Here is a 17,287-nt window from a genome sequence, read left to right as displayed (position 1 = left end):
TTAGAATGAATAACGGGAACAAAGCGGTTTGATGTGTATCTCTACCCGCTTGTCTGTTAATATGCGCTGTGCGGCCTGATACATGGGGAGTTTTTCTATCCCCGCTATCTTAAGTGCCTCAACTAGCATTGTGTTCTCAACCATCTGGAGATACTCGCTCTCCTTAATGGTTATATATTTTGTTGATTCCGATTTTATCTTCGCCATGTTATAATTAAAAAAAATGCTTCTCCGGGCCTCCCGGCAGGGAGAAGCTGGGTTCATAACAATCTAAAATCAATCAATTAACTTTTCTCTCCAAAGTCGGCTGGAGTCTCACCCCAACCGTCATTATCCCAGTGTCTGACTTCGATGGATTCGATTTCAGCAGCAAAGGCTTTCAGGAATATCTCAGCCCGTTTCAGTGCGGGATGCGCCTTTTTGGACGCTGTTCGTTTAGCCTGAAACCAAGCGATAGCCGTCATACTATCCGTATAGATGATTCTGGGTGTGTAGTGATTGGCGATGATATATTTCACCGCCTCTACGACACCCAGAAATTCTCCGATGTTGATGGTTTGATTTCCTATGCTCCCGCTGAATAGTTCTTCGCCTGTTGCAATGTCTACTGCCCGAAAGCGCGTCAGCCTGTTTTTAACGGAATGAGCGCCATCGGTGGCTATGCCACACTGAGGGCGCATCATTTGAGTGTGTAGTCCGGAATAATGAATCCGTCGTTCTGCATACGCTTAACAACCTGTTTGGCTTGTTTTGTCAAGTCTTCGATGACGAACTCTGGATTTTCAATATCTTCTCGTTCACGAAGGAGTTTTATGACTCCGGCCAGCGTGCGACTTGATGCACTCTTGCCATCCTTCGGGTCGAAGAATACGGTTTTGTTGCCGAAGGTTACCGTAACCTGATAAATACTCTTGGGGACGATTAGCGTGTCCACCTGCGCTTGAAACAACATGGGTGATGCTTTGACCACCACATATCCACTGCCGTTGTGCATAGGTTTCAGTTCGACAGCGTACAACTTGTTTGGCTGGATAGTTCCTTTCAGTTCTTCTGAAAGTACACATATCTTCTTACCAAAACGGGAGTCTTCACGAACTCCCATTAACTTCTGTGTTTTGGAGTGGCGGGACACAAATCCAATCAGTTCACCCGTCTGCTCCGATTGCGCAAACTTAATCTGCGTTTTTTCTACGATCATTTTTAATTCATCATTTTCAACTTTTTTCGATCAATTTACAATCTATTTTTCAGTCAGTATTCTCTTTGAGGAGACCAAAGTTATAGGATTTTTCTCACTCCTCCAAACTTTATATTCTTAATTTACTGATGGTTATAATTCGGAATATACAGTACAGTACCATATTTACCTTGTTTGCGTTCTGTCTCGGTAAAATGCGTATAACGTTCATCTGTTGAGGAGGTTCGCCAACAATCCCAGTAGCGGTATGTCCGTAAAGAATCGGGCGATGGAGGATATATATCAATTTCTTTTATATACATAACTCCTTGGTCGGTTCCATAGTAGGGTTCTGTGCATCCGCCGCCAGGCAAATCAGGATTAGGACGTAAATACTGGTCTTCCAGCCGTTGTCCAATCACAAAAATATTTACCAGACGAACATCAGGGTCTACGTCGAACTTTTTAGCGTATTCGGCTACCTCATAAATGTCGGTGTTAAAGAAATTGTGATTGAAATGATCGGCGACGGTTTCTACAAATTCTTTTTGGGCTTCTCGGATGTGTTTTCGTGAACTAATTTCCTCTGCCCTTTTCTTAGACACTGCGTTGGTGGTGTACCATAAGAAATCAAAGCCGACTCTGGTGCTGTCATAAACAGCGTGCCGGTCATACATTTCCCGCTGCTTCATATAAGTATCGTCCATCGGGTCGATCTTTTCTCCAAAACAGCTTTTGAATAATCCAATGATAACAATAAGAATTATAAGAGAAGTGGTACCACCAATCAAACCGACCAGAAAACAGCCGTCATTGATTATCCGTACTATCTTGCCCATTCTCTTCCTGTGCTATATTAATAACGAAACTGCCGGATTCATCACGCATCTCAGAGATGCAAACGGCATGTCCGGCATCCAACAATCTATTTGAATATTCTTCTATGTCTGACGCTTGAAACCTGACCGTTTTTAACTCATCTTCTATAAAAGTTTCTAAAGTGAAGACTTTGCCGATAATTTCTGCGTCTTTATCATACGCCTCATAATAATCTCCATTACGGAAGAGGATTAACGTGTTAGTTCCCCGGCGGCTCTTCATTTCTTTGAGCATTTTCATTTTCGCTGCCTGTTTCATATTCATAATTTTTAATGGCTTTTGTAATACAGCTATCACAGACTCCGTTATTCCGCCCCCATTTGTATGCGGTAACGAGTCTGCCACATCGTACACACTGTTTCCCTTTGCTTTGTTTATTACTGTAGATGATAAGTTCGATATAGCTTTTTGATACATCATACTTGTCCATCAATGCCTTGATTATATGTCCTTTCCTGAATCTTTTCTCTTTTGCCAAGCAAGTAAACTCATATTGGATAAGTTTACTACGAACCTTTTGGGGATCGAGACAATCTTGCATACGGGAAAGTAGTGCTAAGTCTATCTTTTTCAGTCGTGCAAGCATAAACAGCTCTTCTTTTGTTAGCTTTTGCTTCATTGCTACTATATACGAAAAACAGCAGTCTATCCCTTTGTTCGCAAGAGCATTATACTTATACGACATTTACAGGAAAACAAAGATATTCGTTTTTTACGTAATTAACTGCTGTTTTGCTTTTAATTGATTATTAATTAGTTGTAGTAATTCCTCAGTATCGGATACTAATTGTCTGTCTCCTATGGGATTTGCATTTTTCATCGGGGTGAAATATATTGCATAGTCGCCATTGCCAGGAACAGAAAATCCTCCGACCGTTGTTAGTCCAATCTTTATTCTATAATAGCCTTTTATAGGGCGATAAGTTTGTGTGGTAGGAATTTTCACGCCTTTTTTGCGTATGATTTCTGCCAGACTTTTGAAAATTGGAATAATGACTTCTTCCAAATAAGATGGAGTCTGAGGCAATATTGTCGATCCATTTCGATTAGCACACTTCTCTTCAATTTGGAGGAGAAATTCATCAATTCTCTTTTTATATGCGTCAGTTAATTCTTGAAAGTTCATTGTTTGATATTATTAAGTTGTTGTACAAGTGAATTTATTCGCTGCTGTAATGGCTCAAGTTCGATAAGCAATGAAGAAGGGATTGTAACATCGGTGATTGGGTATTTCTCAATCTGATGTATCAATCCCTTGATGTTTTACTCCAAACCCATTTGCAAAAATACCAGCTTGTCCCGCTGGTATTTTCGCAGTTGTTCATGTTGTTGTTTGTTCATTAGGAAGATTATTAATTACTTTGTGAATTTCTTTGATGTTACTTCTTACTCGATCAGCCGAGAATAAGCGTTCAAATAATTGTTCTATCGACTCGTCTTCCGAACTGTCGATATGATTTTTGAGCATATCAATTGCCACAACGAAATATAATGGTGTCAGAGGCCCCAAGTTTACCGCATTTTCGATCCGCTCATTCAATGTGGGCGGTTTGTTTTCCTTTTTCTTTGCCATACTTGTTTAATATTTAATGAAACGCACCCAATAAACTTGGTCGGCAAACATTTCGTCGTTACATTCTGCGGCGAATTCATCAGGAGTAAGTTTTCTGGTGGGAATCTCATATTCTACCTCACTCTCCCAGTCATAGATAATTTCTTTATTTGTTGCGTTGCGCTCAAAACAATCCAATGGATATAGAAAGACTGATAACTCCTTTTCTTCGGAAGATGCGAGAGCCTTAACACACTGGTTGTAAGTCTCACTTTCTTCAAAACGAGTGATTTCGAGACACGCCACATCAAGTAGCAGCCTGAGTGAGTGTTCGAGCGGATTGTTGTATGGATCTGTGTTTAAAGCTTCACGCTCTTCGGATAAATCTTGGTAATATCCATAGAGAGTCATCAGCCAATCAATATTGATTTCTGAGAGATGACGATCTGTTTCATCCTCGCCGGTTTTCGTATCTCGAAGAGTACAACTACCATCTGGCTTGAAATCAATAAGCTGATATTTTTTATAGACTGGTGTTCCGGCTCCACTTCTGTCTTCATCCTCTTCTTCGACAAAGACAGTGTGTGGTAACCAACCATCGGGACGATTAGTTATTGCCGTGATGTTAGCGATAATATCTGTTTGTAACTGATTGAATCTTGTTGTGAATGTCATAGTCGTAATTTTATAGGGTTGTTTGTACTTGTCTGAACTTAATTTTCACAGCGACAAAATCGACAAAGAAGTCTTCCATTGTCTCGTTGAGAATGATTTGTCTAAGCCGTTTCATTTCCTCTTCTGCCTGCCATTGGGTGTTGAATTCATGGCCATATTCTTTGAACTCTTCCAGAGTTATTTCTCCGTCCACAAATCTCCGCATATCATCCTCCCACGCCACGTAATCACTGGAATGGTAGCCGTGCATGAATTCAGAAGGAAAATCAGTTGTATAGTTTTCCACTGTAGGGACTTCTGGAAAATTCCGCCATTCAGTGTTGCCAGTCGTTTGGAATTGTAGCTTTACAGGAGCGATTTTATCATTTCTTTGTTTTGCCGGAATAATGAGGGAGCCACAATCAGGGCAATAGACTTTGCTGTCACGGTCGGCGAAGAAAGATTCCCAATCTTCGCAATGAGGGCACTTCTCAATTACGATCTCTTTTTCAATGGTTGCATAAGATGGCCAAGAATCATAATCTGCAAGAGCTTGTAAGTAGGCTGAGTACTCCTCTTGCGTGTTGAATTTAACCTCTGAGACCACTCCTCCATTTAGAGAAAGAAACTTATCTAATGGAACCTGACCTGTCCATTCGTGGTATTTTACAGCATCTTGTCCAAATATTACTATAATCGATATCATGTTACTTTATTTTTAAGGTGAAAAAAGACCGAGAGTGATATTAATCTCGGTCGGTCAAGTGATAGTTTGGGTATTTAGTTAGTCCAGATATTCTTCAAGATGGTAGAATTTGGTGACAATAAAATCTTCCTTCCCAATATCTACAAAATATTTAAGGTCATCGTAGCTATTGAAGTTGAAGAAAATTTTGTCATCTTCGCTCTCAACTACATCCAACGAGAGTTTGATAATTACATCCAGTTGTGAACCATCGTCTTTGTAGGTAATCTGACATTTCAAATAGTGCGGTTCCTGCTTTGTTCTGTTTTTATAGTCAGCGTATGCTTTGTTGGCTTTGGCGAGAAGAGCATCTTTTCGCTCCTTTATCATCGATTGCATAACTTCGACCAACTCCTCAGCGTAGAAATTAGAGATTGGTAGTTCGTAGTCATCTCCATCAAAGGAGGCATTTACCATCAATGATTCATTTTCAGAAAATGATTTGATCTGGCAAGGAATTCCTGTTGCTGCTTCTACGCCACTGTATGTTCTTCCTGCGGGAGACTCTATCTCTCCACCATATATTTTGGCCAGAGAGAGCATCAACTTTCCTATTGTTTCCCGTGCCTGAGTGATAGTGCTTTTGCACTTGGTAAGTTCTTCTATTATGTCCATAATTTAATTGTTGTATTTGGGCTTACATCGCCTTGTTATTTGTAAATCATCATATCCAATACTTTTCAGTTCGGCCAGAAGTTCTGCATACTCACTTTCTTTGGCGGGAGTGGTTGCCGCGATTACTCCGATATAATCGGCATCAGAGTGTTGTCCAACGCGCATATAGGAGCCAACCATCAGATTTTTCTTATTGCCTTGTTCAGGAAATAAGGCGATGATATCACCGCCTTGCTTGAATTTGCGGAAGATTACTTTCATGTTGCTCTTACCATTATGATTCCAAAATGAGAATACCATCCTCTTTACAAAAATCAAAGCCGAGTTCTGCTGCGATGCGGTCATACTCTTCATCATAGAGTTGGTTGTATTGCTCTTGATATTCTTCTTTGTAGCGGGTTGGTGTGGCATCATCAGCTTCTTCGCCTTCTTCGATGTCTGGTTCAACAAATGCTTCAAAAGGCAGACCGTTAGCTTTTACCATTTTTTCAATGGCACAGTCGCTGGCTTGCTCCATGATGAGCGAGTTGATTTCATCTTTATTCACCCCGAACTCTTCGGGTTTGTAATCATTCAGGTCTTTCATTGTTCTAATTTTTAGAGTTATTCATTTTGTCCACAGATTTCCGTTTCAAGTTCAAAATCACCGACATTTCCAAAGTTGTAGTCTGTTTCGCTGATGATGTTTTCCATATCCTCATCGGTGATTTGATTTGTCTTGTCATTGGTAATATCAAGACGTACTGTGATATATACTGTTCTTGTAGCCATAACTTAAATAGATTTTATTTTCCATGTTCCTTCAAATTCCATATCATTATCGTTGTAGAACAAAGCACCATTACTATTCCCAGCTTGGATTAATCCCTCAATCTCCTCTTGTTCACGTTCAGGAATCTCGGACAGTCCCGGTTCGTCATAGGACCATTCAATGATATGGCCTGCGATCTCAGTTATTCCTGTTGATTTAGGAAGACTTAGAGTGTAGGTAATACTATTAAGGATTATACATAGCCAATCGATGTTTGTGCAAGCTAAGTCGAGATTATCACTGGTAAGGGTTGCAGAACTGCAACAATCTTCATCATAGACCTCAACTGCAATGCCGTTGCCCTCGATTGATACCACTTTTACACGGGAATCATAGCCGTACATTTCGTCGTTGAACCATACAACCCAAGGTACCTCATCTGGGTTTTGTGATAGTTGAAGCTCGGATAGATTGTTTTCTTTGAGTATACCAATAATGGCATCAGTGACTTCACAGCGTAATAATTTGGCACGTTCTTGAAATGAATTAATTTTTTCGTTCATATTTTGGATTAATTTTTTCGGTTTCTACTAAGTAATTTATATCTCGACCTTGTGTCTGGTTATAATTGATAAGCATTGCCATATCCTCATCAGACAATTTGCCTGCTCGTTTCATTTTCGATAAATACTTGTTCAGTTCATCTTGATTTGAAAATACTCCGACCAGTTCACGGCTGTTATGAGTATGCCAGGCATCTGTGCTGTATAGCATGATTACATTATCTGAATGTCTCATCGTTTGATTGGTTTGGTTAGGAAAATGATCTCTACTCGTTGAGAACGTATATATTCGATAGAATCAGCGGAAATGATTTGGTTATTAGAAATGAGACCTTGGTCTTCAAGCATTATCATATCTTCCTCCAAAATATCACAAATAATATCTCCGTTAAGGTTTGAGATGGCGTAAATCTTACCGTCCAAATCTTTGAGAAACTCCCTATCGTCTTTGTAGATGTAGAGATGCTTACAAGGAGCCATAATGATTCTCAGATTATGTTCCCGGAACTTCTCTGCTGTCATTCCGGTTCCTCTGAACAGGGATTTTGAGTTTGTAAAAATGCCCTTCATCAGTTGTCTGACGTACTCTTCATGGTTTATTTCTTCGACTTCGGCAAAGCACATTGCCAAGTCGTCAATAGTAACTTTGAAGTCATCCGGTAAGCGATTCCCAAAGCGATCTTGATTGATGGTACGGCGTAATTGTTCATCTTCCATAGCATTGCCAAGTCCGGGATATTCTAAAAATAGGTATTTGTCCTCATACATAGCAACGCCAAAGGCATCAAACAGATAGGCTGTTACCTTTTTCTCGTCAAATTCAGGGAGGTCGGGAGTGTTTAACTCCATTTCGAGAGACATTAGCCCACCCAATGCCTCGATGTGTTTTGCGTTTATATTCATCGTTATACTTATTTGTTCGATTTTAGAATAGTGATTGAAAAAACAAAGGGGTGAAGAAATTCACCCCAATTCAATTATTATTGATTATCAGTTCAGATGGCAACCTGCAATCCGGTCGGAAGTACCAAAGTTCCGAAATCTATACTTTCTGTATGGAACTCTTTTAGTTCCTCTTTGAGTTTGTCTAATGACTCATTGCGAACCACCTCTCCGCCAATCAGTGTGGCGAAAGATATCTGTTCTCCGAGCAGTACGTTTGCGTAGATATCAATACCATATTCGGAGCCTACCTTTTTAATAGCAAAATAGCCATTGATTTGATAAGGTTTCAGAGCTTTGCTCACAGTTGGCTTTACAAACGAAGCATCATAGTCGGCAATCACCTTTTCGAGCCACGTAGTATGGAAAGTGTCGATAGACTTCGAGAATATGACTACCGGGCGGAAGGATTGAGGAGTGCGGCGCGTCATGGTTATTACGGCAGATGCTCGATATCCCCCGTCACTGATTGATAAGAATGAATTGCCCACTTTGCAGTAAGTATTCATTTTTCGTTGTTCTCGGAACTTTGTGTAACTCAACTCCCCTCCGACAAAATCGCTGTTCAGTCCTGTCTCGTCCTCAAAGTCTTTGATAAGCATCGCTGGGATATATTGGCGACAATAGTTGTGATTTCTATAAATCTCATATGCTTTCTCCAATGAGATCAACTCAATACGAACGTATTCAACATATTGGGCGCTGTACTCTAATACATTGTGCACAATCTCACGGGTCTGTAACTCTTTAGGTAACTGCTTAAACCAACGAAAATTTGTTCCATATTTCATACAGTATTCTACGAAGTCCGGTGTCCATATCGTATGTGGAAGTGCCGGCAGGTTACTATTTTTCTTAATGTAAGCCTCGCACACCTCTTTGGTGAGTAGATGAGAGAGAGTGTCGCTATCAATCACCACAACCTCGCTATTAGGCTTGCTGATGGCAGCTATTAATCGTTGTGGTGTCTGAAATACATCTGGCAGTTTCTTGAAAGCGTATGGCACTACCTCAATGATCTTGTCAGCCATCGCATCATCAATGACAGAGAAAATAGCCGCCATAAGTTCTTGGTGTTTCTCCTTTTCAGCTTTTTGTTCAGCAGTTTGGATTCCGTTATATGAGTATGAAGATGGCTCGTGAAACGATATTTTTTGATTTTCGATAGCAGCCATAAATACATCATAATCATAGAATTGTTTAGGTACAAGACTGAAATCTTTAGCGGCAACATTCAAATAGTACGTTTTCGCTTTATACTTATCCGGAGTGATAAACACCACATCCTCTTGTTTAAGATTCGTAGTAGCCAACTTAGAAAAAAACTCTTTGGCTTTTATCTTGATTGGGACATACGAGAGAAATATCTGTACCGGTTTAATATCCGTTTTGGTTGAAGAACTGTGATAGCCACCCCTACGTCCATAATTTGATACGGTTTCAGAATAGATGCTTTTTACTCCTTCAATGGCAAGTTCTACCGACCAAACTTCCGGTGCGAACAAATGTAGATACTTTAAGTTTTGCTTTGTTCGACTCAGCATTGCTTTCAGCATTGTTTTACTTCTAAACTCAACAGGTACGTTGATAATGTTGGATATATCTTTTTGTACGGCAAATTCGCATATCTCTTTGGTGCGAATCTCTTCTGGTAAACTGGATAATTTAAACCCATAGTAGCTGTATGAATTGCTATTTTTCTCAATAACGCTAACAACAACCTCTCCTGTCAGGTATTTATGAGGAAGGCAGTCTAATAATTGAATATTTCCCTCTTCAATAGCAGCAGCTGCTATTTCGGGAGTTATTAGTTCTTCGGGGAGGTTTGCTACCGCTTCATAGATTCTTTTTCCCATTTTATTATTGATTTAGAGGGTGATTGATTGTTGTGATAAGCCTGCCCTTACGAAAGACGAATATTGGTATTTGCTCTTCGTTGGATTTGGCTACGATGTCATTCCAATATTTGAGTTCCCTGGCATATAGGACTGAGAGCTCTCCTTTATCGTTTAGCTGCATGAATTCCAGTCCTTCCAATGAATTTTCCGACAAGTTGGGTAATTCCGTTTCCGGCAGATAAGTAGAAAGCCCATCGGAATAACGATAGTGCCAATTATCATCCTTAAAAAGAAATAGATGTCCATCAAGTTTCAGAAATTCAGCTTCACTGCTATATCGGGGCAGATGTTTTCCCTTTTTTTCTTTGTCATCTCGAATCTCAGCTCTGCAATGGATGCAGTCATAACCTTCGTCCCAGCTATATTTGCCATAAGGCGTAGCTCCAAGCCCAACAAGGTTGCCAAGTTCAAGTAGTGCCTCGACACGTTTTGGGGTTGGATAGAAATTTTTTAATTTGGAAGCCACTCCATTGTAAAACGGAGTCCACGAGACCGAAGTGTATTTGATAACTTCGCTTTCTTGTTGTTTGCCAATATACAAGCTCATAATTTTATTGATTTTGATTGTTTAACTTACTTTTTGTGCTCCCCAGCGAATGTGGAACTTACCTTGATCGTCCTGTTCACGACGGAAGAGGGTTTCGATGATGTCCGGTGAAATGTCGAACTCCTCAAAAATTTCGGACTCCTCTTTGACTTCGCCGCTTTTGATAAACTCGTTCAGTCGCTCTTTGGTGAGTATCAACGCCATTAGATTCTGCTCAATAGACTCCTCGTAGGTCAGATAGTGAACACGGCGCATCCCAACTGAGTCCAGGCGTATAAAGCGAAAATAAAACTGCTCCATTCGAGGGATGTTCCACTGGAGAGACTCGATTATAATGTCTTCACAACTTGGTACGTTTGCTGAACTTTTCAAACTTTGCTGGGTACAGACCAATAGACCGTTCTCTGTTTTCTCGAATTTATCGAGTATCTTCTGCCTCTTCTTAAAATCGACATTGCCACGAACAACAAACAAAGGACGTTCAGGGAAACGTTCACTCAAAAAATTGGTGTATAACTCCACCGCGTCAATTGAAGTACATCCAATTGCCACTTTCCCTTTGAGTTCATACCTAAGTTTGTTTTCGATGGTAATTGCCTTTTGTGGGTATGGCTCTCCAAAGTAGCCGCTCATTTGGTGCGGAACAGAACATGCTTTGATAAGAAGTTGTATCTGACGTACAAGATTCAACTGAGACTCCTTTTTCTTATCCTTAATGGGATTATAATAGAGATGCAGAATCTCGTGGAACTTTTCAAGGATAGTTCGATAAACTGCTCGTTCGCCATCGCTCGGCGTTACGGTGTAATTAATAATTTCGTACTTCTCACCTGCAAACTCTTTGAACTTACGGGTGATGATGGTCTTTTCGATAAGAGCAGCCAGATGTTCTTGGTTATATACGTCTTGGTTTTGCTTTTCGATACCAAACACCGAAGCTTTGCCCGGACAAAAGCAAGCCTTAAAGAGTGTCGAACCACCACGAGCCGGAAATGGTTCGAGGTAGCGGTCATTCCGTTTCATCTCAATCTCTCCGTCTTTGTTTTGGAAGTAGACGTAATAGGCATCACACATCATATTGACAGAGTTGTTATACAGCAGTTCGAATTGAGAGTATAATTCTCCAATATTGTTTCGTGTAGTTGTTCCAGTTGCCAACAACTTATACTTGGCACGACGGAAGATGTTGAGCGATTGCCTTGTGCGCTGTGCTGACGGATTCGTAATCTCATCCGATTCATCGAAGAGCAGGCAGACTTTATTTGAACGTACTTTCATAAACTCCTTGAGCGGTGCAACTAACTCACCAATCATCGTGAGAGAAAGAAGAACATAATAGCCCTTGGGAATATTTACCAGATGTTCCGGCTTGCTGGCTATGATATATTTTTCACTGTGGCGTTTCAAGAATGGCTCCCATGTCAGATGGATGGCGATTGCAGGAGCAAGGATAACCGTGTTTTTAACATTTATCCTCCTGTGCTTGCTATAATAGTAGGCCACTGCCGTTTTACCAGATCCTTGTTGCCAATTAAGCAGGGCATATCTTTTTTGAAAGACCAATCCCATGTCGTGTTTTTGCAACTCCGTGAACGAGCAAGCCTGCATCTCCTTATTAAAGAATGTCAGGGTATTAATATCTTTATCCAACGCCTCGTCCCGCTTCATTGTCGGAAAAATGCTCGATTGCAGTTCATACTCTTTTCGTTTACGTTCGATATATTTCTCGGCTGCTGCATATTGTCGCCTTAGCTTGGCGGTCATTTTTTCGGGGTGTGGCAGTGTTTTTCCAAAAGCCAGAATACCTTTGAGTGAGACTGCTGTTACCTCAACCTTGTCCAGCAGGCGAGGCGCATATCCTTTCAATTTAAAACCATAGTTTGTTTTGACCAATGCGACCTCTTTTCGTGGTACTACATTCTGGTTTTTAATATACCGTTTCAGTACGGCGAGCACCTTTTTGTAGGTTAGTTTGCGTTTGTCCCATTCCTTGCGCTCATCAACTGAACAGCCTTCTGGCGGTCGTTGATTGCGAAACTTAGCGACTAAAGCTATTGATTTATCATAGTGTTTTTGAAGTGATTTGTGAGTCTTGATTTCGTAAAGATATTTTTTTAGCTTATACTCAAACTCCCGATTTTCTGCCGACACCTCCTCTTTGGCTTCCTGTTGGATCTGCAATTTCGATTCTGCCGTGATGCCTTTAGCTTCCGCAATTCGTTCGGCCAGCTCCTCCATTGAGACAAACTCCTCGGCGTTGTACGGTTTCATATCAATGTTTTTCGACTCCCGCATAAAGACCATAATCTTGGTATCGAACTTGTCAACACCCACGCTTTTGAAAGCATCAGCGGAGAGTTTGGTCTGTCCGATGAATGAGAAGTCCCGGTTTATCGCATTGACCTTGGAGCGTTCCCAGAACTCGTTTTGCAGAAATGACACTGGGACGACCATCATCATCAATCCCGACGGTTTGAGCATCCAGTACGCCTTATTGCAATAGTAATACTGCGATTGAACACCATCGAAGTCAAGATTGAACGGCGGGTTACCAATCACTATATCGAAACGTTCCTCCGGATTGTGAGTACATATATTGGCTAGTTCTATGTTTGCGTTGGGATATAGGTGTTTGGCTACTTTTATGGCATCCGGGTCAATGTCGAACCCATAGGCATTGTGCTCATTTGGTAGGAAGTTAAAGAAGTTGCCCATCCCACAACACATATCCAGTACCATCTCATTCGGCTGTGGTTGAATTGCCTCAACCATCTTGCGGCATATTTCATGCGGAGTAAAAAACTGTCCCATTTCGGCCTCTCGTTTTGCTTGAGCAAAGTCGTGATACGATGAGAAATCCGCTTGTTTTAGTTCGTGTAGACCTCCGATACCGGTGTATCCGTTATAGATTTCTTCGGCAGACATGGAGTTGCCAGTCCCTATTGTTGAAAGTATTTTTGCGTTGAGCGTTTTTCTGGCACTCTGTGATATTTGTTGTGGAGTTATTTGATACATTATCTTCTGGTTTATTACATTGATACTAAATAGCCGAACTCTCTGCGTTCCTGCTCACACTGCTCTTTGAAAGCATCTGTTTTATAAAAAGGCACTGTGTTCGATGCGTATTTCTCTGTCATCTCGCGCTTGAAGTAGTTAAAGTGCTCTATAAGCATGTCACTACCCTGATAGATGTCGAGAATATTGATAGCATCGACCACATCACCATCAAGGTTCACACGACTATTGCCATAATCTTTTGCATACTTCTTAAAGCCCTCGGCTCCAAGTATGCGAGCTATACCTTCTAAGGTTTGTACTCGTCTCATATTCTAAAATTTGATTGAGTTAAAAACTTTGTCTATCTCAGCCTGTCGAAGTCCGATGTAGACCTTTGTAATATCTATGCTTGAGTGCCTGAATATTGAGTTGAGCAATATTAGAGACTCGGCACTTCGACCATTGCTTTCGTATACATATCGTCCGAAAGTCTTTCGAAAAGTGTGTGTGGAGAATGCCTTGATCGGTAATCTGTATCTCACCCTAAACTTTTTGAGCAATCGGTTGATATGCTCCAAAGAATAGACTGTTTGAGTTTTTGGGTTTAAAAAAGGCGAACCTTTTTTATCGGGTTCGCCTTGTAGAGTGTATAGCTCTTTGATCTTTTGTTGGACGGAGGAGTTAAATGTGATCCGTCTTCCTTTCTGGGTTTTCTTCTCAGTCTTATCGAGAAATTCTCGGTTAAGTATATCCTGCCATGTGAGGGTTAATACATCTGAGGCTCGTAAAGCAGTACAAAAGGATAACCTGCAATAGAGCTCCCACATATATAGTCCATCATTATGCAGTCCATCTACCAATCGATTGAAGTCTTCTATCGACAAGTAGTCTGCTGTTGTTAGTTTTCCTTTGTCTCTGCTCATGGTTTTTTACGGTAAATTGTCGTTTGGGATCTCTTTTCCGGTGTAAGGGTCATAAACCTCACAAGACGAAAGACATTCGGATTCAATCCCCCATAACCCTTGGTCATAACTATAAAATATCTCTATCGGAATTGGCCTGAGCAAACAGTTTTCGGCTTCGTCCTCCGTCATTCCGCAATGCTCCATCAATTCCTTTTTCTTTCGTTGATATGCTACCGGTGTTTTGTCTGGGGATAGGTAAATATCAACCACATCGCCCTCGTCTTCAGTTATTCTAAGTTCGTCATCCATTATATTACATTTTTAATTATTCTTTTCAGCATTGTGAACCAAATAGATTAGCTCCACAATTTCAGCTTTGTTGTTTCTCATAAATTCAGCAAATCCATCGTCAGTAGATTCCAAGCCCTCTTCTTTACAATACTCGTGATACCGCTCAAACATGGCATCTTCAACGGAATGAGAGTTCACTACCATCCGATTGTAACATATTTCAGGATCTGACCAACTACCTCTCCAGATAAACCTTATTGGTTTTATGCCATACCAATATGGTAGTGATTCACGTCCTCTTTTTGTCGTAATCAACTGCCGCTTCGATGGGACACTCGAAAAACTCAAGCCTCCTTCCATAGGGGCTTTGTTGGTTTTATCTATGTATTCACTCAGTTTCATCTTTTGTGACCTACTCGTTGTTCGTACTTTGCCATTTGCTTCATAATCATATCACAGAACTTTTGACCATCTTCACTGCCGAGACCGAAGTAGTTAACCATTGCCATAATATTGTGACGATACTCGCTCTCCCATTTGATAGCGTAATGATCGCCCATAACCTTGCCGTACGTTTCGGCAAAAAGTTCGCGGGTGAGTCCTTCGCCATCACCGTAGTTATTGACCCATAGGCAAACTCTGGCAAGATAGTTTTGATTTAACTCATCCATATTATTGCTTATTAATCACTGATAATGGAACCCAAATGGCCTGAGAACTGAAATCATCGAATGCCTTGCCGTACTCAATAGATTCGCACAGTTCAAAGATGGACTTCTTTTCGTATTGCAGTTCGAAATATTCCTGGGATTCAGGCCATGTAACCGGAATAAAGAGTTTGTTAGCATCTGGCTCAGTGCCGGTGTGGGCTGTATAGAAGTGTTCTGGCACATACATCGCTCCGTTGTCCTCCGAGTTGTAACTGTCGTACCCAACTTCACAGTCAGAGAAAAACTTGCTATCTTCAGGATATTTGACCAACACATATCGTCCGGTCGGTTCTGTAAACTTCCAACTGTGATCGCAAGAGTGACAATCGTACATTTCACTTTGAGAATCAAATGTGCTGGCACCTTTACCGCACTTAGGACAAATAAATTTAGGGATTTCTAAACCTTCACTGGCAATGATTTCCATGCTCTGCCAGAATAGTTGTTCGCAGTAATCACTTTCCATCTTTTGTGCAAGCTCTCGCATATCTTCATCATCGACATCATCGACATCAAAACCTCGGTGTGTTAAATCTTCTCGGCTTATTGCGGTAATCTGAAAGTATGGCAACTCTTCGGTGAGCTGATTGAGAAAACTCACCTCTGAGGCATTCTTATTATCTTTTTTCTCGAAGTATTGGTGGAGATCTTCTACTAATTTTCGATTCATATAATTTACTATTTAGGTGTTTGCTTTGATTACCTGTTCATTATCGAGTCCGATAAAATTTGCCCCACACTCTGAGCAAGAGTACCCCTCTTCGAGGTTGGTGTCATCTACGTCAATCATTGCATATTTCAATGCTTCTTCCTGACAATCAGGACAAATTTTAGGCTCATTGGGCTTATTGTCGTTGAATTTGCCGAGCAGAGAATCCATAGACCAACCACACAGAGCTATCAGAAGTGCATCACAATCGCCATTCTGATATGCTTTGATAATATTGGAGCCAATGTGATGCGGCTGTTCTTCGTCACTATTAATTTCGTCTAATACAACTTCGGCAAACCTTTCGCACTTATCCGTGTCTTCAAGTATGGATTCAAGGGTGTCTCCGTTATCCTCTTCTGAACTATCGACTTTCCAATAGCCATAATCTGAACCATCTCCGGGGTGGGTTCCAAATGTATAGCCTTCCGGTGCGTATTGCTCAAGCGTTTCCAACAGCTCTGTAAATAGCCATGAGGCATCCTCGCTTTCCCACCAATTAGAGGTTTTATCTTCTTGTGCATAAGCGGGAAGTTGATCCATCAGTTGCACATACTCAGGGGTATCGCGAATGACATTCATAAAAGCAGGAATAAGTTCCTGATATCGCATCGTCCCATGCGACACGCTTTTGTCAAGTGTGGCGTGGATAGTATTTTGAGTTTTTTCGTCTATGAACATGTGTATATTATTTTTTGATGTATTGTTAGGTTGTTTTTTCTCTTCCTCGATAATAATCAGCTTTTGATTTTCCTCGCAGTTGCAGCACCAACAGTCGGCAGGCTCTCGAATCATCTCATCGATAAATTCAGTGGTGGTTTCGTAATTCTCGTTTAGTTTCACCCAAACTTTGGCCTGCACGTCATCAGACCCACAAACCGAACATACTATTTTTGACATATTATTTGATTTAGCCGCTTAGTACCAACTCAGCAGAACGTCATCATTGTTCTGGTCGCTGGTTGTGATTAAATTGTCGAGAGCTGACACAAATTCGTCAATGGTCAATCCGATTTTTGCCAACTCCTTAGTAAGGAACCCCTCTCGTTCCTTGAAGTAGTCAGTTTGATTGATAATTTCGTCTTTTAACCGTACCAGTTCACTTCTCGGCAGGTCGTATTCGTTATCATACTCATCTCCCTTGTTAGTGGTGATTTCGAACTCCATAAAGATTAAGTCCAACACCTCTTGTGATTGGTAGCCACATATAACTGTGGAAGTGTACTGCACTTGATATTTTTTTGCTATATGTAAATTGATACTCATGTATTGATTCTGTTTAATAATGATGTGATTACCAATAGGGGCATTTCTTTACTTGTTTGATGTGAGGCCACCTACTTGATAGAGGA

27 protein-coding genes are annotated in these 17,287 nt (G+C 40.8%); all 27 read right to left on the bottom strand.

The annotated features are described in order from the left end of the window. Complete coding sequence (locus C511_RS0104965; protein WP_024997367.1) at positions 1–207, bottom strand: hypothetical protein; 207 nt, start codon at positions 205–207, stop codon at positions 1–3. A 77-nt stretch (positions 208–284) separates the two neighbouring features. Continuing rightward, positions 285–680: a ribonuclease H family protein gene (locus C511_RS0104960; protein ID WP_024997368.1), complete on the bottom strand. Its 396-nt coding sequence runs from the start codon at positions 678–680 to the stop codon at positions 285–287. Beyond that, positions 680–1,198 carry a hypothetical protein gene (locus tag C511_RS0104955; protein ID WP_024997369.1) on the bottom strand — a complete coding sequence of 173 codons (519 nt, stop codon included), beginning with the start codon at positions 1,196–1,198 and terminating at the stop codon, positions 680–682. Before C511_RS0104955 ends, C511_RS0104960 begins: the two co-directional genes overlap by 1 nt. 122 nt (positions 1,199–1,320) lie before the next feature. Further along, positions 1,321–2,016, bottom strand: coding sequence for a hypothetical protein (locus C511_RS16230; RefSeq protein ID WP_024997370.1), 696 nt, complete (start codon positions 2,014–2,016; stop codon positions 1,321–1,323). Continuing rightward, entirely contained in the window at positions 1,988–2,476 is a 489-nt protein-coding gene (locus tag C511_RS17420; RefSeq protein WP_081698261.1) for a MutS N-terminal domain-containing protein, read from the bottom strand. Before C511_RS17420 ends, C511_RS16230 begins: the two co-directional genes overlap by 29 nt. Positions 2,477–2,768: 292 nt before the next feature. Then, entirely contained in the window at positions 2,769–3,182 is a 414-nt protein-coding gene (locus C511_RS0104935; RefSeq protein ID WP_024997373.1) for a hypothetical protein, read from the bottom strand. 195 nt (positions 3,183–3,377) lie between these two features. Then, positions 3,378–3,629, bottom strand: coding sequence for a hypothetical protein (locus C511_RS0104930; protein WP_024997374.1), 252 nt, complete (start codon positions 3,627–3,629; stop codon positions 3,378–3,380). A 6-nt stretch (positions 3,630–3,635) separates the two neighbouring features. Next, positions 3,636–4,283, bottom strand: a complete 648-nt coding sequence (locus C511_RS0104925) for a hypothetical protein (protein WP_024997375.1) — start codon at positions 4,281–4,283, stop codon at positions 3,636–3,638. 10 nt (positions 4,284–4,293) lie between these two features. After that, on the bottom strand, positions 4,294–4,968 hold the full coding sequence (locus C511_RS0104920) for an antitoxin VbhA family protein (RefSeq protein ID WP_024997376.1): 675 nt from the start codon (positions 4,966–4,968) through the stop codon (positions 4,294–4,296). Between the two features lie 78 nt (positions 4,969–5,046). Beyond that, positions 5,047–5,622, bottom strand: coding sequence for a hypothetical protein (locus C511_RS17185; RefSeq protein ID WP_024997377.1), 576 nt, complete (start codon positions 5,620–5,622; stop codon positions 5,047–5,049). 3 nt (positions 5,623–5,625) lie between these two features. After that, on the bottom strand, positions 5,626–5,883 hold the full coding sequence (locus tag C511_RS0104910; protein ID WP_024997378.1) for a hypothetical protein: 258 nt from the start codon (positions 5,881–5,883) through the stop codon (positions 5,626–5,628). Between the two features lie 13 nt (positions 5,884–5,896). Next, complete coding sequence (locus C511_RS0104905; RefSeq protein WP_024997379.1) at positions 5,897–6,208, bottom strand: hypothetical protein; 312 nt, start codon at positions 6,206–6,208, stop codon at positions 5,897–5,899. Between the two features lie 17 nt (positions 6,209–6,225). After that, positions 6,226–6,393 (bottom strand): hypothetical protein, encoded by a 168-nt coding sequence (locus C511_RS18115; RefSeq protein ID WP_162831802.1) that lies wholly within the window; start codon positions 6,391–6,393, stop codon positions 6,226–6,228. Between the two features lie 3 nt (positions 6,394–6,396). Next, complete coding sequence (locus C511_RS0104895) at positions 6,397–6,936, bottom strand: hypothetical protein (protein WP_024997380.1); 540 nt, start codon at positions 6,934–6,936, stop codon at positions 6,397–6,399. Further along, positions 6,920–7,171: a hypothetical protein gene (locus C511_RS0104890; RefSeq protein ID WP_024997381.1), complete on the bottom strand. Its 252-nt coding sequence runs from the start codon at positions 7,169–7,171 to the stop codon at positions 6,920–6,922. The genes C511_RS0104895 and C511_RS0104890 overlap by 17 nt, the downstream gene beginning before the upstream one ends. Next, a complete protein-coding gene (locus C511_RS0104885) occupies positions 7,168–7,839 on the bottom strand; it encodes a hypothetical protein (protein WP_024997382.1) in 672 nt (223 codons plus the stop codon). Before C511_RS0104885 ends, C511_RS0104890 begins: the two co-directional genes overlap by 4 nt. 92 nt (positions 7,840–7,931) lie before the next feature. Beyond that, positions 7,932–9,734: a hypothetical protein gene (locus C511_RS0104880; RefSeq protein ID WP_024997383.1), complete on the bottom strand. Its 1,803-nt coding sequence runs from the start codon at positions 9,732–9,734 to the stop codon at positions 7,932–7,934. Positions 9,735–9,738: 4 nt separating this feature from the next. Continuing rightward, entirely contained in the window at positions 9,739–10,323 is a 585-nt protein-coding gene (locus C511_RS0104875; RefSeq protein ID WP_024997384.1) for a hypothetical protein, read from the bottom strand. 21 nt (positions 10,324–10,344) lie between these two features. After that, positions 10,345–13,338 carry an N-6 DNA methylase gene (locus C511_RS0104870; protein WP_024997385.1) on the bottom strand — a complete coding sequence of 998 codons (2,994 nt, stop codon included), beginning with the start codon at positions 13,336–13,338 and terminating at the stop codon, positions 10,345–10,347. 14 nt (positions 13,339–13,352) lie between these two features. After that, positions 13,353–13,649 carry a hypothetical protein gene (locus C511_RS0104865; RefSeq protein ID WP_024997386.1) on the bottom strand — a complete coding sequence of 99 codons (297 nt, stop codon included), beginning with the start codon at positions 13,647–13,649 and terminating at the stop codon, positions 13,353–13,355. Between the two features lie 3 nt (positions 13,650–13,652). Next, a complete protein-coding gene (locus tag C511_RS0104860; protein WP_024997387.1) occupies positions 13,653–14,243 on the bottom strand; it encodes a tyrosine-type recombinase/integrase in 591 nt (196 codons plus the stop codon). Between the two features lie 6 nt (positions 14,244–14,249). After that, positions 14,250–14,534: a hypothetical protein gene (locus C511_RS0104855; RefSeq protein WP_024997388.1), complete on the bottom strand. Its 285-nt coding sequence runs from the start codon at positions 14,532–14,534 to the stop codon at positions 14,250–14,252. A gap of 12 nt (positions 14,535–14,546) precedes the next feature. Next, positions 14,547–14,918, bottom strand: a complete 372-nt coding sequence (locus C511_RS0104850; RefSeq protein ID WP_024997389.1) for a hypothetical protein — start codon at positions 14,916–14,918, stop codon at positions 14,547–14,549. After that, positions 14,915–15,187 (bottom strand): hypothetical protein, encoded by a 273-nt coding sequence (locus tag C511_RS0104845; protein WP_024997390.1) that lies wholly within the window; start codon positions 15,185–15,187, stop codon positions 14,915–14,917. Before C511_RS0104845 ends, C511_RS0104850 begins: the two co-directional genes overlap by 4 nt. Before the next feature lies 1 nt (position 15,188). Further along, positions 15,189–15,896 carry a hypothetical protein gene (locus C511_RS0104840; protein WP_024997391.1) on the bottom strand — a complete coding sequence of 236 codons (708 nt, stop codon included), beginning with the start codon at positions 15,894–15,896 and terminating at the stop codon, positions 15,189–15,191. A gap of 12 nt (positions 15,897–15,908) precedes the next feature. Next, complete coding sequence (locus C511_RS17795) at positions 15,909–16,835, bottom strand: DUF4866 family protein (RefSeq protein WP_148297758.1); 927 nt, start codon at positions 16,833–16,835, stop codon at positions 15,909–15,911. 18 nt (positions 16,836–16,853) lie between these two features. Beyond that, complete coding sequence (locus tag C511_RS0104830) at positions 16,854–17,201, bottom strand: hypothetical protein (RefSeq protein ID WP_024997393.1); 348 nt, start codon at positions 17,199–17,201, stop codon at positions 16,854–16,856. Positions 17,202–17,287: the final 86 nt, after the last annotated feature.

The organism is Bacteroides graminisolvens DSM 19988 = JCM 15093 (assembly GCF_000428125.1).
In the GTDB taxonomy this organism is placed as follows: Bacteria; Bacteroidota; Bacteroidia; order Bacteroidales; family Bacteroidaceae; genus Bacteroides; species Bacteroides graminisolvens.
Note: the sequence above shows the minus strand (reverse complement) of the source record. Positions and strands in the feature narration are given on the sequence as shown.

Coding starts and splice junctions, on each gene's coding strand:
- C511_RS0104880 (WP_024997383.1), bottom strand. CDS start 9,734: ATGGGAAAAAGAATCTATGAAGCGGTAGCAAACCTCCCCGAAGAACTA.
- C511_RS0104930 (WP_024997374.1), bottom strand. CDS start 3,629: ATGGCAAAGAAAAAGGAAAACAAACCGCCCACATTGAATGAGCGGATC.
- C511_RS0104885 (WP_024997382.1), bottom strand. CDS start 7,839: ATGAATATAAACGCAAAACACATCGAGGCATTGGGTGGGCTAATGTCT.
- C511_RS17795 (WP_148297758.1), bottom strand. CDS start 16,835: ATGTCAAAAATAGTATGTTCGGTTTGTGGGTCTGATGACGTGCAGGCC.
- C511_RS0104845 (WP_024997390.1), bottom strand. CDS start 15,187: ATGGATGAGTTAAATCAAAACTATCTTGCCAGAGTTTGCCTATGGGTC.
- C511_RS0104875 (WP_024997384.1), bottom strand. CDS start 10,323: ATGAGCTTGTATATTGGCAAACAACAAGAAAGCGAAGTTATCAAATAC.
- C511_RS0104925 (WP_024997375.1), bottom strand. CDS start 4,283: ATGACATTCACAACAAGATTCAATCAGTTACAAACAGATATTATCGCT.
- C511_RS0104895 (WP_024997380.1), bottom strand. CDS start 6,936: ATGAACGAAAAAATTAATTCATTTCAAGAACGTGCCAAATTATTACGC.
- C511_RS0104910 (WP_024997378.1), bottom strand. CDS start 5,883: ATGAAAGTAATCTTCCGCAAATTCAAGCAAGGCGGTGATATCATCGCC.
- C511_RS0104865 (WP_024997386.1), bottom strand. CDS start 13,649: ATGAGACGAGTACAAACCTTAGAAGGTATAGCTCGCATACTTGGAGCC.
- C511_RS18115 (WP_162831802.1), bottom strand. CDS start 6,393: ATGGCTACAAGAACAGTATATATCACAGTACGTCTTGATATTACCAAT.
- C511_RS16230 (WP_024997370.1), bottom strand. CDS start 2,016: ATGGGCAAGATAGTACGGATAATCAATGACGGCTGTTTTCTGGTCGGT.
- C511_RS0104960 (WP_024997368.1), bottom strand. CDS start 680: ATGCGCCCTCAGTGTGGCATAGCCACCGATGGCGCTCATTCCGTTAAA.
- C511_RS0104935 (WP_024997373.1), bottom strand. CDS start 3,182: ATGAACTTTCAAGAATTAACTGACGCATATAAAAAGAGAATTGATGAA.
- C511_RS17185 (WP_024997377.1), bottom strand. CDS start 5,622: ATGGACATAATAGAAGAACTTACCAAGTGCAAAAGCACTATCACTCAG.
- C511_RS0104830 (WP_024997393.1), bottom strand. CDS start 17,201: ATGAGTATCAATTTACATATAGCAAAAAAATATCAAGTGCAGTACACT.
- C511_RS0104860 (WP_024997387.1), bottom strand. CDS start 14,243: ATGAGCAGAGACAAAGGAAAACTAACAACAGCAGACTACTTGTCGATA.
- C511_RS0104955 (WP_024997369.1), bottom strand. CDS start 1,198: ATGATCGTAGAAAAAACGCAGATTAAGTTTGCGCAATCGGAGCAGACG.
- C511_RS17420 (WP_081698261.1), bottom strand. CDS start 2,476: ATGATGTATCAAAAAGCTATATCGAACTTATCATCTACAGTAATAAAC.
- C511_RS0104850 (WP_024997389.1), bottom strand. CDS start 14,918: ATGAAACTGAGTGAATACATAGATAAAACCAACAAAGCCCCTATGGAA.
- C511_RS0104870 (WP_024997385.1), bottom strand. CDS start 13,338: ATGTATCAAATAACTCCACAACAAATATCACAGAGTGCCAGAAAAACG.
- C511_RS0104840 (WP_024997391.1), bottom strand. CDS start 15,896: ATGAATCGAAAATTAGTAGAAGATCTCCACCAATACTTCGAGAAAAAA.
- C511_RS0104890 (WP_024997381.1), bottom strand. CDS start 7,171: ATGAGACATTCAGATAATGTAATCATGCTATACAGCACAGATGCCTGG.
- C511_RS0104920 (WP_024997376.1), bottom strand. CDS start 4,968: ATGATATCGATTATAGTAATATTTGGACAAGATGCTGTAAAATACCAC.
- C511_RS0104905 (WP_024997379.1), bottom strand. CDS start 6,208: ATGAAAGACCTGAATGATTACAAACCCGAAGAGTTCGGGGTGAATAAA.
- C511_RS0104965 (WP_024997367.1), bottom strand. CDS start 207: ATGGCGAAGATAAAATCGGAATCAACAAAATATATAACCATTAAGGAG.
- C511_RS0104855 (WP_024997388.1), bottom strand. CDS start 14,534: ATGGATGACGAACTTAGAATAACTGAAGACGAGGGCGATGTGGTTGAT.